Below are 20,560 nucleotides of genomic sequence, written 5' to 3' on the forward strand. Positions count from 1 at the left end.
AACCCCTCCTTCTTATTCAGGGTCAGCAAAATGAATAACGACTTTGAGCATCGATGCTGCCTGCTCCGAAAACTCCTGGAAGGCTTTAGGGGCATCAGCAAATTCATATTCATTCGTCACGACGCATTCTATATTGGCCTTACCTGCTTTGACCAAATCAATCAATGCGAGAAAATCCTTCTGCAACGCATTGCGTGAGCCATACACATTGAGTTCTTTCTTCTGCAACAACGTGAAATCAAAGTCGGCATTCTTCTTGCCCACACCAATCTGGACAACACGAGCGCCAAAAGCCGCTGCATCAATACAGAGCAAAAATGTTGCCGGCAAGCCCACAGCCTCAATCGTTACATCAAAACCATTACCATTAGTGATTTTCGCTACAGCCTCATGAAAATGCTCCGGCGAATCATTGAGGATTTTTCCCGCCAGTCCAAACTTCTCTACTGCATAGTCAAGTTTCTTATCAGCAATATCGGAAATATATACCTCCGCGCCAGCGGCCCGTGCTGCTGCCGCTGCCAGCACGCCAATCGTACCTGCACCGACAATCAGGACCTTTTCTCCCGGCTGGATATTTGCCCGGCTTACACCATGATAGCTGATGCAGAAAGGCTCAATCAGTGCTAGTTGCCGCGGAGATAATCCTTGACCATCATAAATGCGTTCTACAGGCATCGTAATGTATTCCCGAAAGGCCCCATCACGCTGTGCTCCCATGGTTTCATTATGTTCACAGCAATTCACTAACCCCCGCTCACAAGAATAACATGTTCCACAATTGAAATAGGGATTGCAGGTAACGATCATGCCTTTTTCCAAGCCACGGTCATTCGCATCGATTTCTACAATCTGTGCGGAAAACTCATGACCGGGAATACGCGGGTAGCCAGCATAGGCAAAGGTCCCCCGATAGGTGCCAAGATCGCTGCCGCAGATGCCACCATACAAGATTTTCAGCAGGGCTTCACCTGGCTTGCGCACAGGCATCGGCATATCAAATAATTCAACGTTACCAGGCTCATTGATACGAATTGCTTTCATCACTGATCATCCTTTCTAAATATCACTACCCTAAAGATATGCATTTTTCGTGCCAAAAAAAACAAGCGTAAAACAGAAGAGTTGCTTCCTTTTACGCTTGTTCTGAACATATTTGTTTCATTTTTGAAATGCATACGATTAAGTTTTTGTCTTATTCCTTTGGCTTGGCTTTCCGCCACAAAGTCACACGGCTGATTCCTAGCTGTGCGCATACCTCCTCTGGTGAGTAATGTAACAACAACTGCCGGATGATCTCACGCTCCGCCTCGGGCAAAGTCGTTTTCAATGGCAAGACAATCGATTCTTGATCCGGCTTATCCGTATCCTCCTGCCTTAACGCGCCAGACAAAAAAGCTTGCATCTGTGATTCATCTACGAGCATATCGTCATAGCAGGACAAAACCTCAGCCACATTCCGTAACTCACGGATATTGCCTGGCCAATCATAGCGTTTCAGTAACTCTCTGGCTTTTGGCGTTACTGCTTTCTCCCAAGAACGGCCATCGGTAAAGGCACGATAATAGTAGTCAAGCAACGGTATTGCGTCGCCATGACGCTCTCTTAACGGTGGCAGTGGCAAACGCAATACATTGATGCGGTAATACAAATCCTCGCGGAACGTCCCTTCCTGCACCATCTTCACCAAATCGCGATTTGTTGCACAGATAATGCGAATATCGAGCGGCAATATCCGTTCATCACCGATACGGCGTATTTCATGCTCCTGCAGGACACGCAATAATCTGCCCTGGATATCAAGCGGCAATTCACCAATCTCATCCAGAAAGATCGTACCTTGATGAGCCAATTCAAACAATCCCTTTTTCCCCGATTTACGAGCGCCTGTAAAAGCACCATCCACATAGCCAAAGAACTCGCTTTCCATCAGATTCGGCGGAATCGAGGCACAGTTCACAGAGACAAACGGCTTATCTGCCCGGCGGCTCGCATTATGGATACTTTGCGCCATCCCCTCTTTACCGGTACCTGTCTCCCCCAGGATCAAGACATTCGCATCGGTACGTGCAAAACGCTCTGCCAGCTGAATAGTCCGCTGCATCGTATCCGCATACGTCATGATATCGGAAAAATGCATTTTCGCATAAAGGCCTTTTTGATATAGCGATGACCGTACCGTGCGCGCATTTTTTTCGATGTGTTCTACTTCCTGGAAAATCACGATTTGACGCTGCGTCCTTTGATTGACCAGCAAGGGAATCCTATGACAAAGGATTTTCGTCTTGCCGACTTCGAGAATCTGTTCGCCATTTGTTCCCTGGAGTCTTGGCAGTACTTCATCTTTCCATGCCGCAAAATTCTCGCCAAAGACTTTATGGCTCAACCGATTGGAAAAAACAGGTTCGCCCTCCTCACTCAGGACAACAACACCTTCGGTTATATTCTGGATGACTGCATCGACTTGTTGCAAGCGCAGCGTCTGTTGTTCTTTGTTCTTCAGGATAAGCTGCGCCTCATCAATCGCACTGCTTATTGCCTCACGGCTTGAATCAATCAGTGTATGACGAAAGCCACATTCTGATGCATAGGCCGCTGCAATATTGCAGCCTGCAATTCCGTCTACACTTTGTTCAGCAGCCAGCCGTTCAATCGTTGCATTGATTTCCTCGCGGCTGTCACAGGGAATAACTTCCACATAAATATCTCCTAACCGGAAATGCCTCCGTACATCGTGAATGATATTGCTGCGCATAACTACCGCAATCCGACGGCAGCCTTTTTGCACCAGTTCCTCAATGGCTTGCATGACATCATGGAACGCTGCCCCAATATGCACAATAGTATGTTTGCCCTGTGCCTCCAATGTTTTGGCCATACCACCACGGGCGATGATAATCTGTGTCTCTGTAAAAGGCGCTACATCCATGATTACCTTGGCATCCTGTGAATAAATGACATCTATATCCAAATTCCGCTGTTTGATAATACTTTTTGCCTTCTTATCGATGGCTAAGGTTGGTGCAACGAACAAAATCAGAGACATGGTACCAGAACTCCTTTGCTTTATACTATCGGAAAAATTGATCCATTCCTTATTCTAACACATCATAAACATAGCAAAAAGGCAGACACCTCATCAGTGTGCTGCCTTTTGCCAGAAAATCACAGAATTATAAACACCTGCTATTTTTTACCTTCCAACACACAGCCCTTTTGCAACATGACATTGGCATACTGTGCGCGTTCGCCTGTAGTGATGATCGCATATGCCTTCGCGGCTTCCTTATAGTAGGCGAATCGTTCTACGGTGCGAATCCCCTCAGCACCACGCAAATCGTATTTCGCCAGGATTTCCTTATACGTATCCCATATCGGGGTCTTTACCGGATCGCCTGGAACGACCTCCATCAGACTCACAGGCTTTTCTTCATACTGATCCAACGGCATGAGTTTCAGGATTGCCTCCAAGACTTCCGGAATGCCATGACCGTCACAATGGATAACGATATGATCTTTTCCGACAGATGCCGCAGGAAAATTGCCATCTGCAATAACGATGCGGTCACCATGCCCCATCTCGCACAGAACTTTCAAAAGATCTGGGGGCAAAATTGCGGGAATGCCCAGTAACATGCCAATCACCTATTCCTTCTCTGCTTAGAGCTGATGTACTTCCTTCAGCTCCGTTTCATGTTTCTCATTTTCAATATGCATTTCTGTGTAGAAGAACCAGGAAATCACGACAAAGCAAAGGAATGGAATGACATAACCCACATGAAGGATACCTGTAGCATCGGCTACCAGCCCCAGGATTGGCGGCATCATAGCACCACCGACAATTGACATGACCATCGCAGCAGCTGCTGATTCACGATACTCTGCCGGTACAGTCTTAAGTCCCGTATCGTAAATTGTCGGATAGACCGGCCCCATGAAAGCACTGACCAGAATTACTGGATACATGACCGAGAAATCATTGACGCCTGCGACATAAGCCAGACAGAGGCAGCCCAATACCGAATAGATGAACAGAAGTTTATTGGCCGACATCTTCGTCAGCAGCGTACTTGCCACGACACGGCCCAGGAAGAACACGATAAAGCTGGCAATCATGTAATTCGCTGCCACACGTTCATTCATCGAGCCATCTAAGGAAAGTGCCAGGCGGATCGTAAACGACCAAACAGCTGCCTGCATGCCATTATAGAGGAACATAGCGAGCAGGCTGCGGCGGAAACGCTGCACTCCCATCATGAATTTTGCCGTTTTCATCGAGAGCAGGTTGACTTTATTCTTGACTGCTTCTGCCGTTTCCTTGACCTGCGGTTTACAGGACGGGAATTTGATAAATACAAAGGCGAGGAACAATGCGACAAGAATCAGGACAATATATTTATAGGGAACTAACGTATGCTGCAGCATTTCGAGACGGAAGGCAGCAATCTGATCTGGCGACATAGCAGCCATCTTGCTGGAAAGGCTTTCACCTTCCTGGAAAATCAAGAACTTACCGAGAAGAATACCGCAAATATTGCCAATCGGTGTAAAAGTCTGACTTAAATTGATACGAAAAGTCGATGTCTTCTCCGGCCCAATCATCGTAGCATAGGTGTTAGCCGAAGTTTCCAGAAAACTCAAGCCAAGGGCAATAGCAAAGATTGCTACGAGGAACATCGTATAGGTTGCCATATGCGATGCTGGGAAGAACAACAGACAACCGACAATGTAGAAGGCCAAACCGCAAAGGATAGCCGATACATAGGATTTCTTCTTCATGACGAGCGCGGCGGGAATAGCCATGACAAAATAGCCACCAAAGAATGCACTTTGGACAAAGGCACTGGCAAAATTGCTCAATTCAAAAATAGACTTAAACTGTGTAATCAAAACATCATTCAAAGCATTTGCGACACTCCACAGAGGGAAAAGCATCGTCATGAGGACAAACTGCAAGAACGGAGTACTCGTCAAATAACCATTGGGAAGCTGATTCCATTTTTTTGACATATCATATCTCTCCTTTTGTCATCCTAGCAAAGCATGAAAGCTCATTGTCAGTTGATACCAATATCGGAAAGCGCTTTCCATACCCCTTCAGGAATATCTGTCTGCGCCCATTCCCAATTGCTCGCTGCTTGTTTTTGCGAAGTAGCTCCGCAGACAACCGCCACTACATTTTTATTGCGCAGCGGATACTGCAAGGCGGCTGCACCGATAGGAATATCATATTCATCGCAAACCTTGCGGATTTCCATGACACGATCGAAGATTTCCTTCGGCACACTGCCATATTCGTAATGACCCTCGGTAATGCTTTTCTTCACCAGGACCCCCGATGCATACGGTGCCGCTACCGCTACCGATACATTACGCTGCTCACATTTCTGGAAGAATTCTTCATGATGTGTCTCCAAAAGATTATAGCGCTGAGCGACCAGCATGATATCCATATCCGCATAATCCATGGCTTCAACCATAATATCCACTTCATTTGCGCCAATGCCAAAGGCCTTGATCTGCCCGTTTTTCCGCAGCTCTTCGAGCGCTTTGAAGCCTGAATCACAAAGTGTCTTGAAATGCTGACGCTCCTCCGGAGTCTTGCCATGGGCATAGGTACCAATGTCATGAACATACAGGATATCAATCCGGCGCGTGCCCAAGCGTCGAATCGAATCTTCATACGAACGCATGATACCATCATAAGAATAATCGAAGACTCGATTCATCGGATTCTCATCATAAAATTCATTGCCATTCTGTAAGCCCTCTTCTTGCCGCGGATACAGCAGCCGTCCTACCTTCGTCGAAAGGACGAAGTCATCGCGCTCTAAGTTACGCAATGCCAGTCCCAGGCGGATTTCCGCCAAACTTGCCCCGTAATGCGGAGCAACATCAAAGCCGCGATAGCCAAGCTCAATGGCACCTTCCGCAATCCCGATTGCCTCGGCATTCGTCATCCGATGATACATATTCGCCATACCTGAGCACCCCAAAATCAATGAAGGCACCTTCAGATCTACGCGCTTGATTTTGTTCATCGTAATCATAATACACATTCCTCCTATTTCATTCAGTCAATCCAGATGATAAATCCGGCGGGCATTGCCAGCAAATATCTTATCTGAATCAATTTCTTTATGTGTTGCTACCCAAGCTGTGATAATTCCCTTGACCCCACCATAATCAGTTGCCACTAGTAGCATCGGCCAATCCGAGCCAAAGATCAGTCGTTCCTGCCCAAACGCTTCATAAACGGTATCCAGATATGGCACAAAATCTGCAGGTTTCCATTGCTGCCAATCGGCCTCGGTAACCATTCCGGAAATCTTGCAAGCCACACGTGGTGAAGCTGCTAAGCCGTTTATTTTCTCGGCCCAAGGATGTATTTCCCGTGCTTTGATGGGAGGTTTTGCAATATGCTCCAAGATGAAATTTGTCTCTTCCGCTTGCTTTACAAGCTCTGCCGCTGCGTCAAGCTGCTCTGTTGTAACAAGCAGTTCATAAACCAGCCCTGCCCGTCCGACCTCACGCACGCCTTCCACAAACGAATCGCTCAGCAAGTGCTCTGGGGGAAGACCTTGCGAAAGATAGCGGATTCCCTTGAGCTTGTTGCCACAAGCACGGAGTTCCTGTATCTGTGCCTTTACCGTTTCCGCACCTGCAACGATATCACACCAGCCTACCACACCGCGAACCATATTATGTTTCTCGGCCAAAGCCAGCAAAACCTTTGACTCATCAAGCCTTGCTACAGCATGCACCAGTAATGACCCAGCCACGCCATTTGCCTGCAAGGTTTGTTCTAACTGATTGATTGAGAAATCCTGCCGTAAAACATCCATGCCTTCCTGAATCCAGGAAAAAAAATCGTTGTCTTCGTATTGCCAAAGATGATTATGTGTATCGATAATTTCCTGCAATATCCAACCCCTCCTCTGCCATTGACATCTCGACTTTTTTCGTCTTACATCCATTACTAAATGCATATAGCATGCCAACTTTAAATTCTTTTATTTCCCCGTGATTTTACAGCGTATTGTCTCGCTTTTTATATTATTTCTTTAGCTCTGACATTTATATTTCATGTTTGTATTTCATGCTGTTCGAATATGAAATTGTTTGTGCAGCTCATTTTTCGCCCTACGAACAGCCTCGATAAATTTCTGGGCCATGGCTGTAACACCAGCATAATCGCCGCTTTTAGCAGTTTTAGTAAGACTTCCACCAGCAGATACAGCTACACAGCCAGCTCTCAACCAATCGGCAACATTATCGACGGCTACACCACCCGAAGGCATAAGCATTGCCTGTGGCAAGGGTCCATGAATATCCTTGATGATTTTGGGCCCGACGATATCGCCAGGAAAAATCTTTATAATATCAGCGCCTGCCGCTAATGCCTTCGCAGCCTCTCCAGGTGTCATTACACCCGGACAAGATACCACCCGGTAAAGATTGCACAAACGGATCGTTTCTTCATCAAACGCAGGTGACACAATGAATCTTGCACCTGCTAATATAGCCAGCCGTGCCGTGGTTGCCTCAAGAACGGTTCCCGCACCAATGATGACCTCTTCATCTTTTTGATATTTTCTTTGAAGCTTAGCTATTGCCTCGTGCGCCAAGGGAGTCGTAAACGTCATTTCAATCACCTTTACACCTCCAGCAATACAGGCATCAGCTATCTTAAGCCCTTCTTCGAGCGTTTGTCCGCGCACAACTGCTATTATCCCCTGATTGCTAATTTTCTGCATCGTTTCAATTTTATCATATCTATCCATGATCCAGCCTCTTTTCTCAATGTAATTTTCGCATATACTCTGTCAAGGTTTTCCGATCAGGAAGGCCTTCGTTATCTCCAGCTGACATAACCGCCAGTGCTCCAATTGCGGCCCCACGCTGCACCGCATCAAAAAGCGGCTCATCCTCCAGCAGTGCGCTCACGACGCCAACGGCAAAGCCATCGCCTGCTCCGACCGTATCAACGACTTTCTTGACAGGATAACCAGGTACGACAAAACCTTTCTCATGGGCTGTCTTCACATAAGCGCCTTCTGCCCCTAGTTTCACTACGACAGTCTTGACGCCTCGTTCAAGATAGAAATCGGCAATCTTTTCTGGCTGACGCGACCCCGTAAGGATATCGCCTTCGTTTATCCCTGGCAGGACTATATCGGCATTTTGTGCCAACGAATTGATGATGGTCACCATCTCAGCTTTATCCGGCCATAATGCCGGCCGCAAATTCGGATCGAACGAAATCCGCACATTTCTTGCATGGGCCATCCCCATCAACAGCTCCGTTGCCGTAAGGCAATTCATCGACAGCGCTGCAGGAATTCCTGTCAGATGCACATGACGTACCCCGTCCCAATTGATTTTCGCTAAATCTTCCGGCTTAAAATGCGCAAATGCGGTATCATGCCGATAGTTGATAACCTCGGGATCACCTTTGGCATTCTTCGCCTTCAACTGCATTCCCGTCAGATACGTGTCATCGGTCCAAAGATAATCTTCGGCAATGCCACTATCCCCCAGATACTCGCGAATGTGCTGGCCAAAAGGATCCTTGCCAATACGCGATACGTAGGCGGGGATATGGCCAAGACGAGCCAGGCCAATGCAAAAATTCACCTCAGCTCCGCAGATATATCGCGTAAATCGCGACACATCCTTGAGCTGTTTTTCCTCTTCAGCAGCCAATAACCCCATCGGTTCTCCCATCGTCAAAACTTCATACACTTCTATCAACTCCTTTTTTGGTTTTCAAGCTAATAGAGTGCAAAAACCATGCCAACTTATAAAAAAAAGTCCACCCCATCAGATTTTTTCCAATGAGGTGGACACAGGATTATTTCCCTAGCTAAACATAAATCTCTTTAGCCGATAGCCGGATCGGCAACGCCGTTTTTGCGGAAGGCAGCCGCGCGGTCGATGCAGGTGCCGCATTTGCCGCAGGGCTTGTCGCCGCCTTCGTAGCATGACCAGGTCAGCTCATAGGGTACGCCAAGCTCCAGGCCGATCTTCACGACTTCGGCCTTGTTGATGTTCACGAACGGTGCTTCGATTTTCAGCTGATGGCCCGATCCTTCCCAGATGGCCTTGTTCATCGCCTCGTTGAATACCGGCGAGCAGTCGGGATAGGCAAAGCCTGCTGCATCGTCAGCATGGGCGCCGTAGTAGATGATGCCGCAGCCTTTGCTCAGCGCGATGCTGGCTGCCGTCGACAGGAACAGGCCGTTGCGGAACGGCACATAGGTGCTGACCGGCGTCTCGCCTTTCGTCTCCTTGATTTGCTCCGCATAGCTTTCCTCGGGGATTTCCTCGTCCGACTGCTTCAAGAGCGAGCAGTTGCTGTACTGGAAAATCTTGCTGAGGTCCAAAAACAGCTGCTCGATGCCATAATGCGCGGCCACCTTCTTGGCCGCCTCGATTTCCTTTTCGTGTTTCTGCCCATAGGACAGCGACAGGGCGATGACATTTTCGCGGCCATATTTCTTGATGGCCAGCCCCAATGCCGTCGTCGAATCCACGCCGCCGCTGCTTAGTACCATTGCTTTCATCAAATATCCTACCTTCTTTTCTGCGATTAAATCAATATTCCCTGACAGTGATCGATCTCATGCTGGATAATCTGGGCCGTAAAGCCCGAAAACTTCTGCCGCTGTTTGGCAAAGGCCATATCGCGGTACTTGACCTCGATGGTCTCATAGCGCTCCGTCTCGCGCTCGCCCGAAAGGGACAGGCAGCCTTCGGTCGTCTTATAGGTTTTGGCCGAATGCTTGACGATTTCGGGGTTGAGCAGCGCAAGATTCCCTGCCCCCGTATTCACGGCAATGATGCACTTGGCTACGCCGATCATATTGGCCGCGAGTCCCACGCAGTGCTCGCGATGCGCTGCCAGGGTGTCGAGCAAATCCTGCGCCACCGCGATATCCTCTTTGACGGCCTTGGCCGATTTCTGCTGCAAGAAAAATTCATCGTGTATGATTTCTTTTACCATATATACCTTCCTTCTATGAGAGCCCCGTATGCAGGCGCAAGCTCCGGGCCTGCAGCCAGCGGTAGACGGCCACGCAGATGACCACCGATACCACCGAGCCCAGGCAGGTTGCCAGGCCCATCGGCAGCAGGGTGTCCGGATACCAGACCGAGGCGAGATACGCCAGTGGTATCCGCGCTGTGACAATGGCGATGACATTATGCAGGAACGAAAATTCCGAGCGGCCGCAAGCGCAGAAGTACCCGCTGAACGCAAAATGCAGGCCGGCAAAAATGCAATCGAAGATATAGCCCTGCAGGTAAGCCGCACCAGCGGTGATGACCGCCGCATCCAGCGTGAACCAGCCGACGACCGCCGCGGCCGTGAACTGTGTGACCGCAGATACTGCCACACCAAAGACCGCACAGATGACGAGGGCATACCAGAGGGTCTGCCGCGCCCGCGCGCTCTTCCCCGCCCCAATATTCTGTGCGCCCAGAGCCGATACCGTCGCCAGCATCGCCGAGGGCACGAGGAACACGAAGCTGATGAACTTCTCGACGATGCCGACTGCCGCCGCATCGGTGAGCCCGCGCATATTGGCGATGACCGTGATAACGAGGAACGAAATCTGGATAAAGCCATCCTGCAAGGCTACGGGCACGCCGATGCGCAGGATGCTGCCAAGGACCTGCCATTCAGGCCGCCAGGCGGACCGGTCAATTTCCACGGCCCGGGTGCGGCGCATATAGATAAGGGCCACCACCACGCTGACGGCCTGGGAAAGCGTCGTGCCCAGGGCCGCGCCCACAGGCCCCAGATGCAGCGGCCCCATGAACAGATAGTCGAGCACGATATTGGCACCGCAGGCTATGGACACGAAATACAGCGGGCGGCGCGAATCCCCAAGCCCGCGGAAAACCGCGCTGATGATATTGTAGGCCGTGATCAGTGGTATGCCCAGGAAGCACACCCCCAGGTATGCTTCCGTATCGGCTACGGCCGCCGCAGGCGTCTTCATCCACGCCGCGATCTGATCGGTCAGCAGCAGGCAGCCTGCCGCCAGCAGCACCGACACGCACAAGAACAAGACGACCGTATTGCCGATGACTGCCGCACGGCGCGCCCCGTCGCGCGCACCGACAGCCTGCGCAATGCAGACCGTCGTGCCCATCGCCAGCCCCACGATCATGACCGTGAGCATATGCATGACCTGGCTGCCGACGGCCACGGCCGTGATGCTGGCCGCTCCCTCGAACTGGCCGATGATGAACAGATCCGCCATGCCATAGAGCGTCTGCAGGAAGTATGAAAAGAAAAACGGCAGTGCAAAAAGGAAAATATTCCGCAGGACACTGCCGGTCGTAAGATTCTTTTCCAAATAAATCCCCCCTGCTATATTAAACACTGCCCCCGCCGAATAGTCAATAGGACAACAAAAGCCCGCCAGGGGCAACCCCTGGCGGGCGGTACCTTCACGCCATGCGCCTTGCTGTCAATACAAGCGCTCCATGACATCATCGTCAATCTTGAACGAGTGGGCCGCATCGGGGAATGTCCCCGCCTTGACCTCTTCATCATAGGCCTTGAACGCGGCCTGCATCTTCTCGCCGAGCTCGGCAAAATGCTTGACGAACTTCGGCGTGTAGTCGCTGAACAGGCCCAGCATATCCTGATAGACGAGAATCTGGCCGTCGCAGCCCTCGCCAGCGCCAATGCCGATCGTCGGAATATCAAGTTTTGCGGTAATCAATGCCGCCAGCTTTGCCGGCACGCATTCGAGCACCACGGCAAAGGCACCAGCTGCCTGTACGGCCAATGCATCTTCAATCATCTGCCGGGCAGCCTCCTCGCTCTTGCCCTGCACGCGGTTGCCGCCAAACGCATTGACCGACTGCGGCGTCATGCCCAGATGGGCCATGACCGGGATGCCCGCCGACGTGATAGCCTTGATCTGCGGGCAGACTGTGGCGCCGCCCTCAAGCTTTACGGCATTGCCACGGCCTTCCTTCATCAGGCGGCCTGCATTCATCACGGCCTGCTCGATCGAGACCTGATACGACATGAACGGCATGTCGATGACGACCATCGTATCATGGCAGCCGCGCGCTACGGCACGGCCAAAGGTAATCATATCCTCCATCGTGACCGAGAGCGTATCGGGAAGCCCGAGCATGACATTGCCGAGCGAATCGCCGACCAGCACGGCATTGATGCCCGCCGCCTCCTCGAGCTTGGCCGTCGAATAATCGTAACAGGTCAGCATCGAGATTTTCTCGCCCTGCGCCTTCATCTTGGCAAAAGTTGCTACGGTGTTCTTCATTGGAATCATCCTTTCTGTCGGAGCCTTGCGGTCTCCGCATCGATAAACGTCTGGATGGACTGGTAATCACGCGCAGGATGCTTCTGCCTCGCGATGCGCAGCAAGCGCGCCGACAGCAGCAGGTACAGCAATCTGTCATCATCATCCGGCAGCGTTTTTAAATGCTTTTTCACCGTGCCCAGGTCAGCGCGCTCCACGGGACCGGTAAGTGCCGCCACCGGGCCAGCTTCAGCCACATGGCGCGCATTGCCGAGAAACAACGGGCCAAGTGCCGCCCGCGCATTCTCAGGCGTAAAGCCGCAGTCTTCGAGCAGCTGCTGGCTTTGCGCAAAGAGCGCTGCCACCTGATTGCTCGCAATCGCGGCCGCACAGTGGTACTTAGCCTTGGCCGCCGCAGCGATTGGCTGCACATGCAGGCCGGCACGCATAAGCCATGCCTGCATCTCTGCAAATCTGGCCGCCGTTCCCTCAAGCGTAAAAAAAACATCCGCCAGCTCACGGTAAGAAGTCTTGCGACTGCTGACCGCAACCAGCGGATGAACGGCGAAACCTGCGGCTCCGCGCTGCTCGATATCGGGAAAGGCTGACGCAGCCGTCAGCGCCCCGCTGCAATGACAAATGATCTTTCCTTGGATTGGCTGTTGGCACACTGCCGCATAGGCTGCGGCTATGGCCCCATCGGGAACAGTCAGGAACAGCACATCACTAGCTTTGACCAGCTCGCTTCGATCCTCGTAAGCGTCTGATGCCGTAAATGCTGCTGCCTCCGCGGCAGACTGAAACGTCCGGCTGTAATAGCCTGCGAGCGCAAATCCCTGCTCGTGGAAATACTTCCCTAACGAAAAGCCGACCTTGCCGGCTCCGATAAAACCAATCTTCATACTCATCACCTCTTTCGGTGATGCACTGCGCCGTTCCCAGGCGCAAATCCAAGGCTTGCAGTACAGTTTCCTATGCGGAATACCGTCCATCTTTTTTAGGCTATCACAAGCCTTGCCGTCTGTCAAATCGGACAGCAGCTCAGACCCCGCCGATTGAAGACTCCGCGTGAAAGAGATCCGCCAGCGTCTGCAGCAGGAACTTCGTCTCGATGGGCTTGGCCAGATGGCCATTCATGCCGGCTTTGAGTGCCTCCTGCCGATCCTCTTCAAAGGCATTGGCCGTCATGGCCAGGATGGGAATGCCGGCCTTGGCCGCATCGGGCAGCGCGCGGATTTGCCGCGCCGCCTCATAGCCATTGAGATTTGGCATCTGGACATCCATGAGTATCAAGTCATAATAAGCGTCCGGCGCCTCCCGCAGCATATCCACGCAAATCCTGCCATCCACAGCATGCTCGATGAGGATTCCCGCTTCCTGCAGAATGGTCATCGTGATTTCCGCATTGATTTCATTATCCTCGGCCAGCAGGATGCGCACGCCTTTAAGTGAGCTGACCGCCGCGGCCGGTATCTGCTCGCCGGATATTTCGGCGGCCGCAGCAAAGCGATGCGGGATGCTGACGATGCAGGTCGTGCCCACGCCCTTCTCGCTCTGCATTTCGATGGTGCCATCCATCAAGGCCACGAGCCGCTTTACGATGGACATGCCAAGGCCTGTGCCCTCGATCTTGGTGCTCGTCGTGTTGTTCTCACGCGAAAACTCGTCAAACACATGCGGCAGGAAATCCGCCGCCATACCGATGCCCGTATCGGTAATCGTCGAACGGAAGAGGCCCCAGCCGGGCTTTGCCGCCGGCAGTTCTTCACAGACCACCGTGACCCTGCCGCCCGGCTCCGTATATTTGCAGGCATTGGAGAGGATATTTAGATATATCTCCCGCAACTTCGTCGTATCGCCATACAAACAAGAATGTTCGACTTTAAGCTCATACGTGACCGTAATCTTCCGGGCCTGCATCATATCCTCAAGGACCACATAGAGGCTCGCCGCGAATTCATGGACATTATAGGCCGCCTCCTCCAAGGCCAGCTTGCCCTTTTCGATGCGCGCCATCTCCAGCACATTGTTGATGATGGACAGCAAGACCTTGCTCGCGCCCTTGATTTTATCCAGATAGCGCTTGCGGCGCGCAGGATCGTCCTGATATTTCTCGAGCAGGTCGCGAAAGCCCATGATAGCATTCATCGGCGTGCGGATATCATGGCTCATATTGAAGAGGAAGTTCGTCTTCGAAGCATTGGCGGCCTCAGCGACGCGGCGCGCCTCGGCCAGTTCCTTCTGCTTGCGCTGCTCGGCCATGAACATCGACTGCACATCACGGAAGCCCGCGATGAAGCACTGGCTTCCCGTGGCATTTATATCGCGCGCATAGCAGGCCTGGAAGTGGCACTGCTGCCCATCAAGGTTCTGCCGCGCATAATCGATGCGGTAGACATCATCGTCAGGAATCTGCCGCAAAAGCTCCGCGATGCTGGTCTGCTGGTACAACCGCTCGCGGTCTTCAGGCACGACAAACGTATCGATATATGCGCGGATGACCTTTTCATAGCTGACATCCTTGACGCTTGCGAGGACCGCCTTCGTGGTCTGGGAGTTGGCATTGCTGCGCACCAGCGACACGGTATCGAGCGCCGCATCGATATACCATACCGAGCTGTACTCACGCGACAGGCCGTTGATCAGCATATTGTAGCGTTCCTGTTCCTGCGCCAGCTTGATTTTCCCCTTGACTTCCTGGTCGATATTCTCAAACGCGCAGACAAGGATCTGCCGCTCGGCCAGCTTCATGATTTTCATGCGATAATACGTATCCACCCCCTGCGTATGCGTGCGATATACGTGGAAGATGCACGGTTCGGTTTTGAGCCGTTCCTGCAGATAGTCAAGATCGATAAGCCGCATCATATCGGCGGCATCGTCGGGATGGATAAAAGAATCGATATACGTCTTCATCAAGGAGCGCGGCGACAGCTTCTCCTTCTGACGGCTCACCACCCACTGCGCGACCTCGTTCATGCGGACAGGCTGCACCGACTGATCCAAAAGGTTGGCATAGTAGATGGCACTGTAGCTTTCCGCCAAAAGATCCACCGTCTGCTGCATCAGCCCTTCATGCTCCTTTTGGCTGTTGATGTCCTCCAGCGCGAAAATCACCCGCGTGAGGGGATCTGCATCGCCCATGCGGATAAAATCCCCGCGTCCCCAGCCGTGTTCCGCGCAATAGCAAGACAGTGACAGCCGCTTGTTGCCGCACATGCGCTGCGGCAATGTCTGCAAATCGATGAAACTTTCCACCGGCTGATGCTGCCCGCGCACGGTCGCCTTAGCCATCAAACGCGCCAGCCTATCCTGCAGCGGCATGTCCGCCTGCAGGACGGCATCCACCTCGCGATTCGCCTTTATGGAATAAATCTTATCCGCTTTGAAATCGATAATCTGTACGAACACATATAGCTCTGCCATTGCGGTCAGCGCCTCTTTGCAATCCTCGAGCCAATTCATGATAAGCCTCTCTTTGCTATGCCATTTCCCCTTGTTTTCCTATAGTATTCGTGGCTGCTGGCAAAAATCCTGTCTTATACGGCTGCATTGTCACTTCCATGACAAAAAAAATTGACTGGTCATTTGACCAGTCAAAATTTCTTTGTTTTGCGATTTACCAGATGCCCAGGAAATGCTGCATGATAAGGCTCACGAGCGTGATGGCTGCCCAGCAGCAGGCGCCGAGCAGGATGGGCTTGCCGCCCGAGCGGGCAAGTTTTACGATATCGCTATTGAGGCCGATGGCCGCCATTGCCATGACGATGAGGAATTTCGCCAGCTCCTTGAGCGGTGCAAAGACTTCGCCGCTTACCCCAAGCTGCAAGCAGACTGTCGTAAATACTGCCGCCAGCAAAAAATACAGGATAAACTTGGGAAGCACCCGCCAGAAGCTGAACGTAGCCAGCGAGCCGCCCTGCGCCTTTGCCGCCTCTTTGCGCGCAACGACGAATGCCAGCAGCATGGTCACGGGAATGATGGCCAGGGCCCGCGTCAGCTTGACGGTCACGGCCTCATCGAGCGTCTGCGTGCCAAGCCCCCACATGCTGTCCCAAGTGGCCGCCGCAGCCGTTACGGACGAAGTATCGTTGATGGCCGTCCCCGCAAAGATGCCAAAGGCTTCGCCAGCCGTCGTGTCAAAGCCCAGCAGATGGCCAAGGATTGGAAACAGCAGCGCGGCCAGCGCATTGAACAAAAAGATGACGGCGACCGACTGCGCTACCTCGTTGCTGTCCGCCTTGACGACAGGCGCCGCCGCAGCGATTGCCGAGCCACCGCAAATGGAGGAGCCGACACCGATCAGCGCGGCCGTGTTGCGCGAAATCCGTAACAGGCGCATGAGCACCCAGGCCACCACCAGGGAAGTCGTGATGGTGCTTACGATAATCGGCAGCGAAAACAGCCCCGTCTGGATGATGACGCCGAGGTTCATCCCAAAGCCCAGCAGCACCACCGCCGACTGCAGCACCACCTTGGACGTCCAGCTGATGCCCCCTTGGGCGCGGCCATGGTCCTTCCAGACCGCAGCAATAAGCATGCCGGCCAGAATGGCAAGGACAGCACCGCCCACCACGGGGAAATGCTGTCCCAGCAGCCAGGCTGGCAGTGCAATGAGAAAACAGATTATGATACCGAGTGAATTATTTTGCAAGAATGTCATGATACACCTCAAAACAGGCCTTTGATTTCAGCTGATGTCCTGTATTATAAAAAGATTTCTCAAAAATGTAAAATTATATGTTATGATGTACCTATAACATAATCTTATCGATACCTGCACATCCCCACAGAAAGGAGGAGGCCATTGCTCGATTTCCGCATCAAGACATTTCTTTGCGTCTGCCAGACCATGAACTACACACAGGCCGCCAAGCTCCTAAATATCACTCAGCCCGCCGTCTCACAGCACATCCGCTTTTTGGAAGACTATTATCAAATCAAGGCCTTCCGCTATGCGAACAAAAAACTCGAGCTCACTGCCGCTGGCAGGATACTCTACGAGCGCTGCAAGACCATGGAGAACGACGAGGTCGCTCTCTCCGCTGAGCTCCTCAGCAGCCAATCCGGCATCCGCACACTGTCGCTCGGCGTCACGATGACCGTTGGCGAGTATGCCATCATATCGCCGCTGGCCGCCTATCAGCTGGCGCATCCTGGCATCAACATCCGGCTGCGCTTCGGCAACACCCAGGAGCTTCTGGCCCAGCTGACTGCCGGCCGCATCCAGATGGCCCTGGTCGAGGGCTACTTCCCGCCCCAGGACTACTTCTGCCGCCCTTACAGCACCGAGCCCTATATCGGCGTCTGTGCCAGCAGCCACGTTTTCCCCTCCGGCGAGCCCGCCACCTTCCACGATCTGCTCGGGGAGCGCCTGCTGCTGCGGGAGAAGGGCTCCGGCACACGGGAAATCCTCGAGCGCAATCTGGCCCTGCATGGCCTCAAGACCACAGACTTCATCCACAACATGGAAGTCGAAAACATGCACACCATCATCGGCCTGCTCACCCATGACTGCGGCATTTCCTTTCTCTACCGCCGCGCCGTGCAGGCAGAATTAGCCAGTGGCCGCCTGCGGGAAATCCCGCTCAAGAACTTTTCCATGGAACATGACTTCACCTTCATCTGGGAAAAGGACAGCATCTATACGGCAGAATACCAGCAGATCTGTGAAGAACTCAGCCATGCCCCTTGAATCTCCCCTCCCCTTGAAACTCTAGCGACAAAACCGAGGTGCTATCTATGTCCATCATCATCCTTATCCTGCTTATCATCATCAGCCTGCTGTTCGCAGCCGAAATGCGCCACTCCCTGCGGCGCTCCGCAGAATCCTACCGCCTGATCCAGGCCTACCGCGACGACCTGCAGAACCCCGCGCTCATTACGGAAATCTACCACTACTGCCAGCAGGACTACAAGCTGCGCCGCATCATGAAGAAACACCAGGTAACCGAAGCGGACATCCGCAGCATCTACCAGAAACTCCTGACCTGGGGCAACTTCCACAAAGGCCATCGCTTCGTCCCCATCACCTCATTCTTCTACGCCTACACCCTCAAATACCTCGTCACCCATAAAGACGGCGACGCCAAAACATTAACGCTGCGCTGCATGAATTTTTTTCACATCTAAAACAAGACTAGCTCCGTTTCTCCACCCAAAGCACAGTATCCAAGGAATTCAGATAGTCGATGATGCTTGCCACAGCGTTTTCACTGTCAAACAGCAAGTCCATCTTGAGCACCAGATAATAGCTCGACGAATCGCTGCCATCGCCGCTTTCCTGGACGCTGAAACGGCCGATTTTCAGATTGTGTTGTTCCATTTGCCGATGGATGCGTTTGAGTTCACTGGGCTGATTGACCAGACAGATTTCCAGTGACATCTTTTTCTTATGATCAAAGAAGTCATCGATATGTGTCAGGAAATTCAAGGCCACAAAGACAAATACCGTTGTGAACAGCGCCTCGATATAGAGACCTGCGCCGACGGCCAGGCCGATGCCAGCCACAATCCACAAGCAGGCAGCCGTCGTAAGGCCCGTAACGGTCAGACCTTCCTTCATGATGGCGCCTGCACCTAAAAAGCCCATGCCGCTGACAACCTGTGCCGCGATTCGCGCAGGATCGCCATTGCTCTTGTCCTCCATGCTCCAATACATGGCCAGCGACAATATCATCATCAGGCAGGCCCCCATGGCCACGATCAAATTCGTGCGCAAGCCAGCAGACTTGCGGCGGGATTGTCTTTCATAACCGACGAATCCGCCGAGGACGGCAGCTAGTGCCAGCCGGAAAAGTATCTCATATTCAGGAATCATCCTGCTCACCTCCATAAAAACAAACGGGTCCCAGACAGAGTTTGACAACTTTGTCTGGGACCTCCAATTTTATTGGTCAGTTTCCCGCTACGCTATGCGATTTTGGGTGGTCATCATTTTTCCAGTACGTCTATGATGCGATAGAGCTGCTCTTTCAATTTCAAAGCCTCAGCGGGACATTTCATTTTTTTTATTTCCATCTCTCCGTCATTTCGTTTTCAGTACATCTATTTTACCAAGTTTCCGCGTATCGGTCAAATCATATTTATGTAAATCAAGTTTGACAAAATATAGTTTGGCATTATAATGGATAGCAGAGGAGGTAGAACTTATGACTTTTTATGATTTTGAACTGGAAGATAATCACGGCCGCCAAATCTCCCTGAGTGAATTTCGGGGCAAGGTACTTCTTCTTGTCAACACAGCTACGCACTGCGGTTTCACGCCACAGTATAAAGAGCTTGAACGGCTTTATCGTCAATACAACGCACAAGGGCTCGAGATCATCGATATCCCCTGCAATCAATTCCTCGAGCAAGCACCGGAAGATGATGCTGACATCGAGACTTTCTGCACGCTCAACTACAACACATCGTTCCTGCGCATGAAGAAAGCAGATGTGAACGGCGAGCACGAACTCCCCCTATACACCTATCTGAAGGCCAAACAGCGTTTCAAGGGGTTCGGCACCGGTCCCAAAGCGATGGCAATGAGTGTCCTGCTGCGCAAGATGGATTGGCATTATAACGAAAAGCCAGACATCAAATGGAACTTCACCAAATTCCTTGTCGACCGTCAAGGAAACGTGGTCGATCGGTTTGAGCCCACCACATCGATGAAGAAATTAGAAACACGTCTGGTAGCTTGCCTGAACAGCCAGACTTAATCTCGCACAATATGGAGGTCTTACACATCATGAATCCGATTTTTACCCGAACCAGTATCCGCCGCTTTGATAGCCAGCCCGTAGAGCCAGAAAAGATCACGCGCATCCTGCAGGCAGCCTTTGCTGCCCCCAGCGCCGCCAACCAGCAGCCGTGGGAATTCTATGTCATCACGAACCCCGATACCCTGCTGCAGCTGAGCACCATCAGCCCTTATGCAACCCCTGCGGCAAAAGCACCGGCTGCTATCGTGATCTGCTACAAAAAAGAAGGCATCATCTTCCCGCCCATGGCGCAGATCGACTGTGCGATCGCAGCCGAAAATATCCTGCTCGAAATCGAGGCCCAGGGGCTCGGCGGCGTCATGCTGGGTGTGGCGCCCGTCCCCGAGCGCATGGAGGCCGTGGAAAAAATCATCGGTTCTCCCGCCGAGCTTGCCGCCTTCACCATCATCCCCTTCGGCTACCCCGCCGAGAAGAGAACCCAGCCAGACCGCTTCGAGGAAGGCCGTATCCACTGGATACGCTGAGGCTTCCACGCAGCACTGCATCCCCCCAAAAGAAAGAACG

20 protein-coding genes are annotated in these 20,560 nt (G+C 52.1%); 4 read left to right on the forward strand and 16 right to left on the reverse strand.

Features of this window, described 5'->3' with window-relative positions:
- Nucleotides 1–12: 12 nt before the first annotated feature.
- The 15 genes from FZ041_RS04940 to FZ041_RS05010 form a co-directional block, all read right to left on the reverse strand.
- A complete protein-coding gene (locus FZ041_RS04940; protein WP_149188754.1) occupies nt 13–1,044 on the reverse strand; it encodes a zinc-binding alcohol dehydrogenase family protein in 1,032 nt (343 codons plus the stop codon).
- 151 nt (nt 1,045–1,195) lie between these two features.
- Entirely contained in the window at nt 1,196–3,046 is a 1,851-nt protein-coding gene (locus FZ041_RS04945) for a sigma 54-interacting transcriptional regulator (RefSeq protein ID WP_149188755.1), read from the reverse strand.
- 140 nt (nt 3,047–3,186) lie between these two features.
- Nucleotides 3,187–3,636, reverse strand: coding sequence for an RbsD/FucU family protein (locus tag FZ041_RS04950; RefSeq protein ID WP_149188771.1), 450 nt, complete (start codon nt 3,634–3,636; stop codon nt 3,187–3,189).
- A 24-nt stretch (nt 3,637–3,660) separates the two neighbouring features.
- Nucleotides 3,661–5,010 carry an L-fucose:H+ symporter permease gene (gene fucP, locus FZ041_RS04955; RefSeq protein WP_149188756.1) on the reverse strand — a complete coding sequence of 450 codons (1,350 nt, stop codon included), beginning with the start codon at nt 5,008–5,010 and terminating at the stop codon, nt 3,661–3,663.
- A 47-nt stretch (nt 5,011–5,057) separates the two neighbouring features.
- The gene (locus tag FZ041_RS04960; protein ID WP_187626314.1) at nt 5,058–6,050 is read right to left on the reverse strand and encodes an aldo/keto reductase; all 993 of its coding nucleotides are present in this window, start codon (nt 6,048–6,050) and stop codon (nt 5,058–5,060) included.
- Nucleotides 6,051–6,077: 27 nt separating this feature from the next.
- A complete protein-coding gene (locus tag FZ041_RS04965) occupies nt 6,078–6,923 on the reverse strand; it encodes an amidohydrolase family protein (RefSeq protein WP_177207203.1) in 846 nt (281 codons plus the stop codon).
- Between the two features lie 174 nt (nt 6,924–7,097).
- Nucleotides 7,098–7,784: a bifunctional 2-keto-4-hydroxyglutarate aldolase/2-keto-3-deoxy-6-phosphogluconate aldolase gene (locus tag FZ041_RS04970; protein WP_173433158.1), complete on the reverse strand. Its 687-nt coding sequence runs from the start codon at nt 7,782–7,784 to the stop codon at nt 7,098–7,100.
- Nucleotides 7,785–7,800: 16 nt separating this feature from the next.
- Nucleotides 7,801–8,745: a sugar kinase gene (locus FZ041_RS04975; protein ID WP_149188758.1), complete on the reverse strand. Its 945-nt coding sequence runs from the start codon at nt 8,743–8,745 to the stop codon at nt 7,801–7,803.
- Between the two features lie 137 nt (nt 8,746–8,882).
- Nucleotides 8,883–9,566, reverse strand: coding sequence for a 7-cyano-7-deazaguanine synthase QueC (queC, locus tag FZ041_RS04980; protein WP_149188759.1), 684 nt, complete (start codon nt 9,564–9,566; stop codon nt 8,883–8,885).
- 26 nt (nt 9,567–9,592) lie between these two features.
- Nucleotides 9,593–10,006 carry a peptide deformylase gene (locus FZ041_RS04985; RefSeq protein ID WP_075428128.1) on the reverse strand — a complete coding sequence of 138 codons (414 nt, stop codon included), beginning with the start codon at nt 10,004–10,006 and terminating at the stop codon, nt 9,593–9,595.
- A gap of 13 nt (nt 10,007–10,019) precedes the next feature.
- Nucleotides 10,020–11,366, reverse strand: coding sequence for an MATE family efflux transporter (locus FZ041_RS04990; protein WP_149188760.1), 1,347 nt, complete (start codon nt 11,364–11,366; stop codon nt 10,020–10,022).
- A gap of 114 nt (nt 11,367–11,480) precedes the next feature.
- On the reverse strand, nt 11,481–12,308 hold the full coding sequence (panB, locus tag FZ041_RS04995; RefSeq protein WP_149188761.1) for a 3-methyl-2-oxobutanoate hydroxymethyltransferase: 828 nt from the start codon (nt 12,306–12,308) through the stop codon (nt 11,481–11,483).
- A gap of 5 nt (nt 12,309–12,313) precedes the next feature.
- Nucleotides 12,314–13,420, reverse strand: a complete 1,107-nt coding sequence (locus FZ041_RS05000; RefSeq protein WP_369407311.1) for a Rossmann-like and DUF2520 domain-containing protein — start codon at nt 13,418–13,420, stop codon at nt 12,314–12,316.
- The gene (locus tag FZ041_RS05005) at nt 13,329–15,752 is read right to left on the reverse strand and encodes a hybrid sensor histidine kinase/response regulator (protein ID WP_255449250.1); all 2,424 of its coding nucleotides are present in this window, start codon (nt 15,750–15,752) and stop codon (nt 13,329–13,331) included. Before FZ041_RS05005 ends, FZ041_RS05000 begins: the two co-directional genes overlap by 92 nt.
- 154 nt (nt 15,753–15,906) lie before the next feature.
- The gene (locus FZ041_RS05010; protein ID WP_149188763.1) at nt 15,907–16,950 is read right to left on the reverse strand and encodes a YeiH family protein; all 1,044 of its coding nucleotides are present in this window, start codon (nt 16,948–16,950) and stop codon (nt 15,907–15,909) included.
- Between the two features lie 144 nt (nt 16,951–17,094).
- Here FZ041_RS05010 and FZ041_RS05015 point away from each other — a divergent pair, with 144 nt between their 5' ends.
- Together FZ041_RS05015 and FZ041_RS05020 are read left to right on the forward strand one after the other, a co-directional pair.
- Nucleotides 17,095–17,982, forward strand: a complete 888-nt coding sequence (locus tag FZ041_RS05015) for a LysR family transcriptional regulator (RefSeq protein ID WP_149188764.1) — start codon at nt 17,095–17,097, stop codon at nt 17,980–17,982.
- Nucleotides 17,983–18,029: 47 nt separating this feature from the next.
- Nucleotides 18,030–18,419, forward strand: coding sequence for a hypothetical protein (locus FZ041_RS05020; RefSeq protein ID WP_149188765.1), 390 nt, complete (start codon nt 18,030–18,032; stop codon nt 18,417–18,419).
- A 7-nt stretch (nt 18,420–18,426) separates the two neighbouring features.
- On the opposite strand, the gene FZ041_RS05025 is transcribed toward FZ041_RS05020, so the two are convergent.
- Nucleotides 18,427–19,107: an MgtC/SapB family protein gene (locus FZ041_RS05025; protein WP_149188766.1), complete on the reverse strand. Its 681-nt coding sequence runs from the start codon at nt 19,105–19,107 to the stop codon at nt 18,427–18,429.
- A gap of 331 nt (nt 19,108–19,438) precedes the next feature.
- Between FZ041_RS05025 and FZ041_RS05030 the strand changes: the two genes are divergently transcribed.
- Nucleotides 19,439–19,993, forward strand: a complete 555-nt coding sequence (locus FZ041_RS05030) for a glutathione peroxidase (protein ID WP_149188767.1) — start codon at nt 19,439–19,441, stop codon at nt 19,991–19,993.
- Between the two features lie 29 nt (nt 19,994–20,022).
- The gene (locus tag FZ041_RS05035; RefSeq protein WP_075428137.1) at nt 20,023–20,520 is read left to right on the forward strand and encodes a nitroreductase family protein; all 498 of its coding nucleotides are present in this window, start codon (nt 20,023–20,025) and stop codon (nt 20,518–20,520) included.
- Nucleotides 20,521–20,560 lie beyond the last annotated feature (40 nt).

The sequence above is a fragment of the Pseudoselenomonas caprae genome (assembly GCF_008271345.1).
GTDB classification, from domain to species: domain Bacteria; phylum Bacillota; class Negativicutes; order Selenomonadales; family Selenomonadaceae; genus Selenomonas_A; species Selenomonas_A caprae.

Bases quoted from the DNA above. Each gene is read 5' to 3' on its own strand.
- FZ041_RS04940 (WP_149188754.1), bottom strand. From the start codon at position 1,044: ATGAAAGCAATTCGTATCAATGAGCCTGGTAACGTTGAATTATTTGAT.
- FZ041_RS04945 (WP_149188755.1), bottom strand. From the start codon at position 3,046: ATGTCTCTGATTTTGTTCGTTGCACCAACCTTAGCCATCGATAAGAAG.
- FZ041_RS04950 (WP_149188771.1), bottom strand. From the start codon at position 3,636: ATGTTACTGGGCATTCCCGCAATTTTGCCCCCAGATCTTTTGAAAGTT.
- fucP (WP_149188756.1), bottom strand. From the start codon at position 5,010: ATGTCAAAAAAATGGAATCAGCTTCCCAATGGTTATTTGACGAGTACT.
- FZ041_RS04960 (WP_187626314.1), bottom strand. From the start codon at position 6,050: ATGATTACGATGAACAAAATCAAGCGCGTAGATCTGAAGGTGCCTTCA.
- FZ041_RS04970 (WP_173433158.1), bottom strand. From the start codon at position 7,784: ATGGATAGATATGATAAAATTGAAACGATGCAGAAAATTAGCAATCAG.
- queC (WP_149188759.1), bottom strand. From the start codon at position 9,566: ATGAAAGCAATGGTACTAAGCAGCGGCGGCGTGGATTCGACGACGGCA.
- FZ041_RS04985 (WP_075428128.1), bottom strand. From the start codon at position 10,006: ATGGTAAAAGAAATCATACACGATGAATTTTTCTTGCAGCAGAAATCG.
- panB (WP_149188761.1), bottom strand. From the start codon at position 12,308: ATGAAGAACACCGTAGCAACTTTTGCCAAGATGAAGGCGCAGGGCGAG.
- FZ041_RS05000 (WP_369407311.1), bottom strand. From the start codon at position 13,420: ATGGCCATCTGGCCAAGCCCATCGAGACGAAGTTCCTGCTGCAGACGC.
- FZ041_RS05005 (WP_255449250.1), bottom strand. From the start codon at position 15,752: ATGAATTGGCTCGAGGATTGCAAAGAGGCGCTGACCGCAATGGCAGAG.
- FZ041_RS05010 (WP_149188763.1), bottom strand. From the start codon at position 16,950: ATGACATTCTTGCAAAATAATTCACTCGGTATCATAATCTGTTTTCTC.
- FZ041_RS05020 (WP_149188765.1), top strand. From the start codon at position 18,030: ATGTCCATCATCATCCTTATCCTGCTTATCATCATCAGCCTGCTGTTC.
- FZ041_RS05025 (WP_149188766.1), bottom strand. From the start codon at position 19,107: ATGATTCCTGAATATGAGATACTTTTCCGGCTGGCACTAGCTGCCGTC.
- FZ041_RS05030 (WP_149188767.1), top strand. From the start codon at position 19,439: ATGACTTTTTATGATTTTGAACTGGAAGATAATCACGGCCGCCAAATC.
- FZ041_RS05035 (WP_075428137.1), top strand. From the start codon at position 20,023: ATGAATCCGATTTTTACCCGAACCAGTATCCGCCGCTTTGATAGCCAG.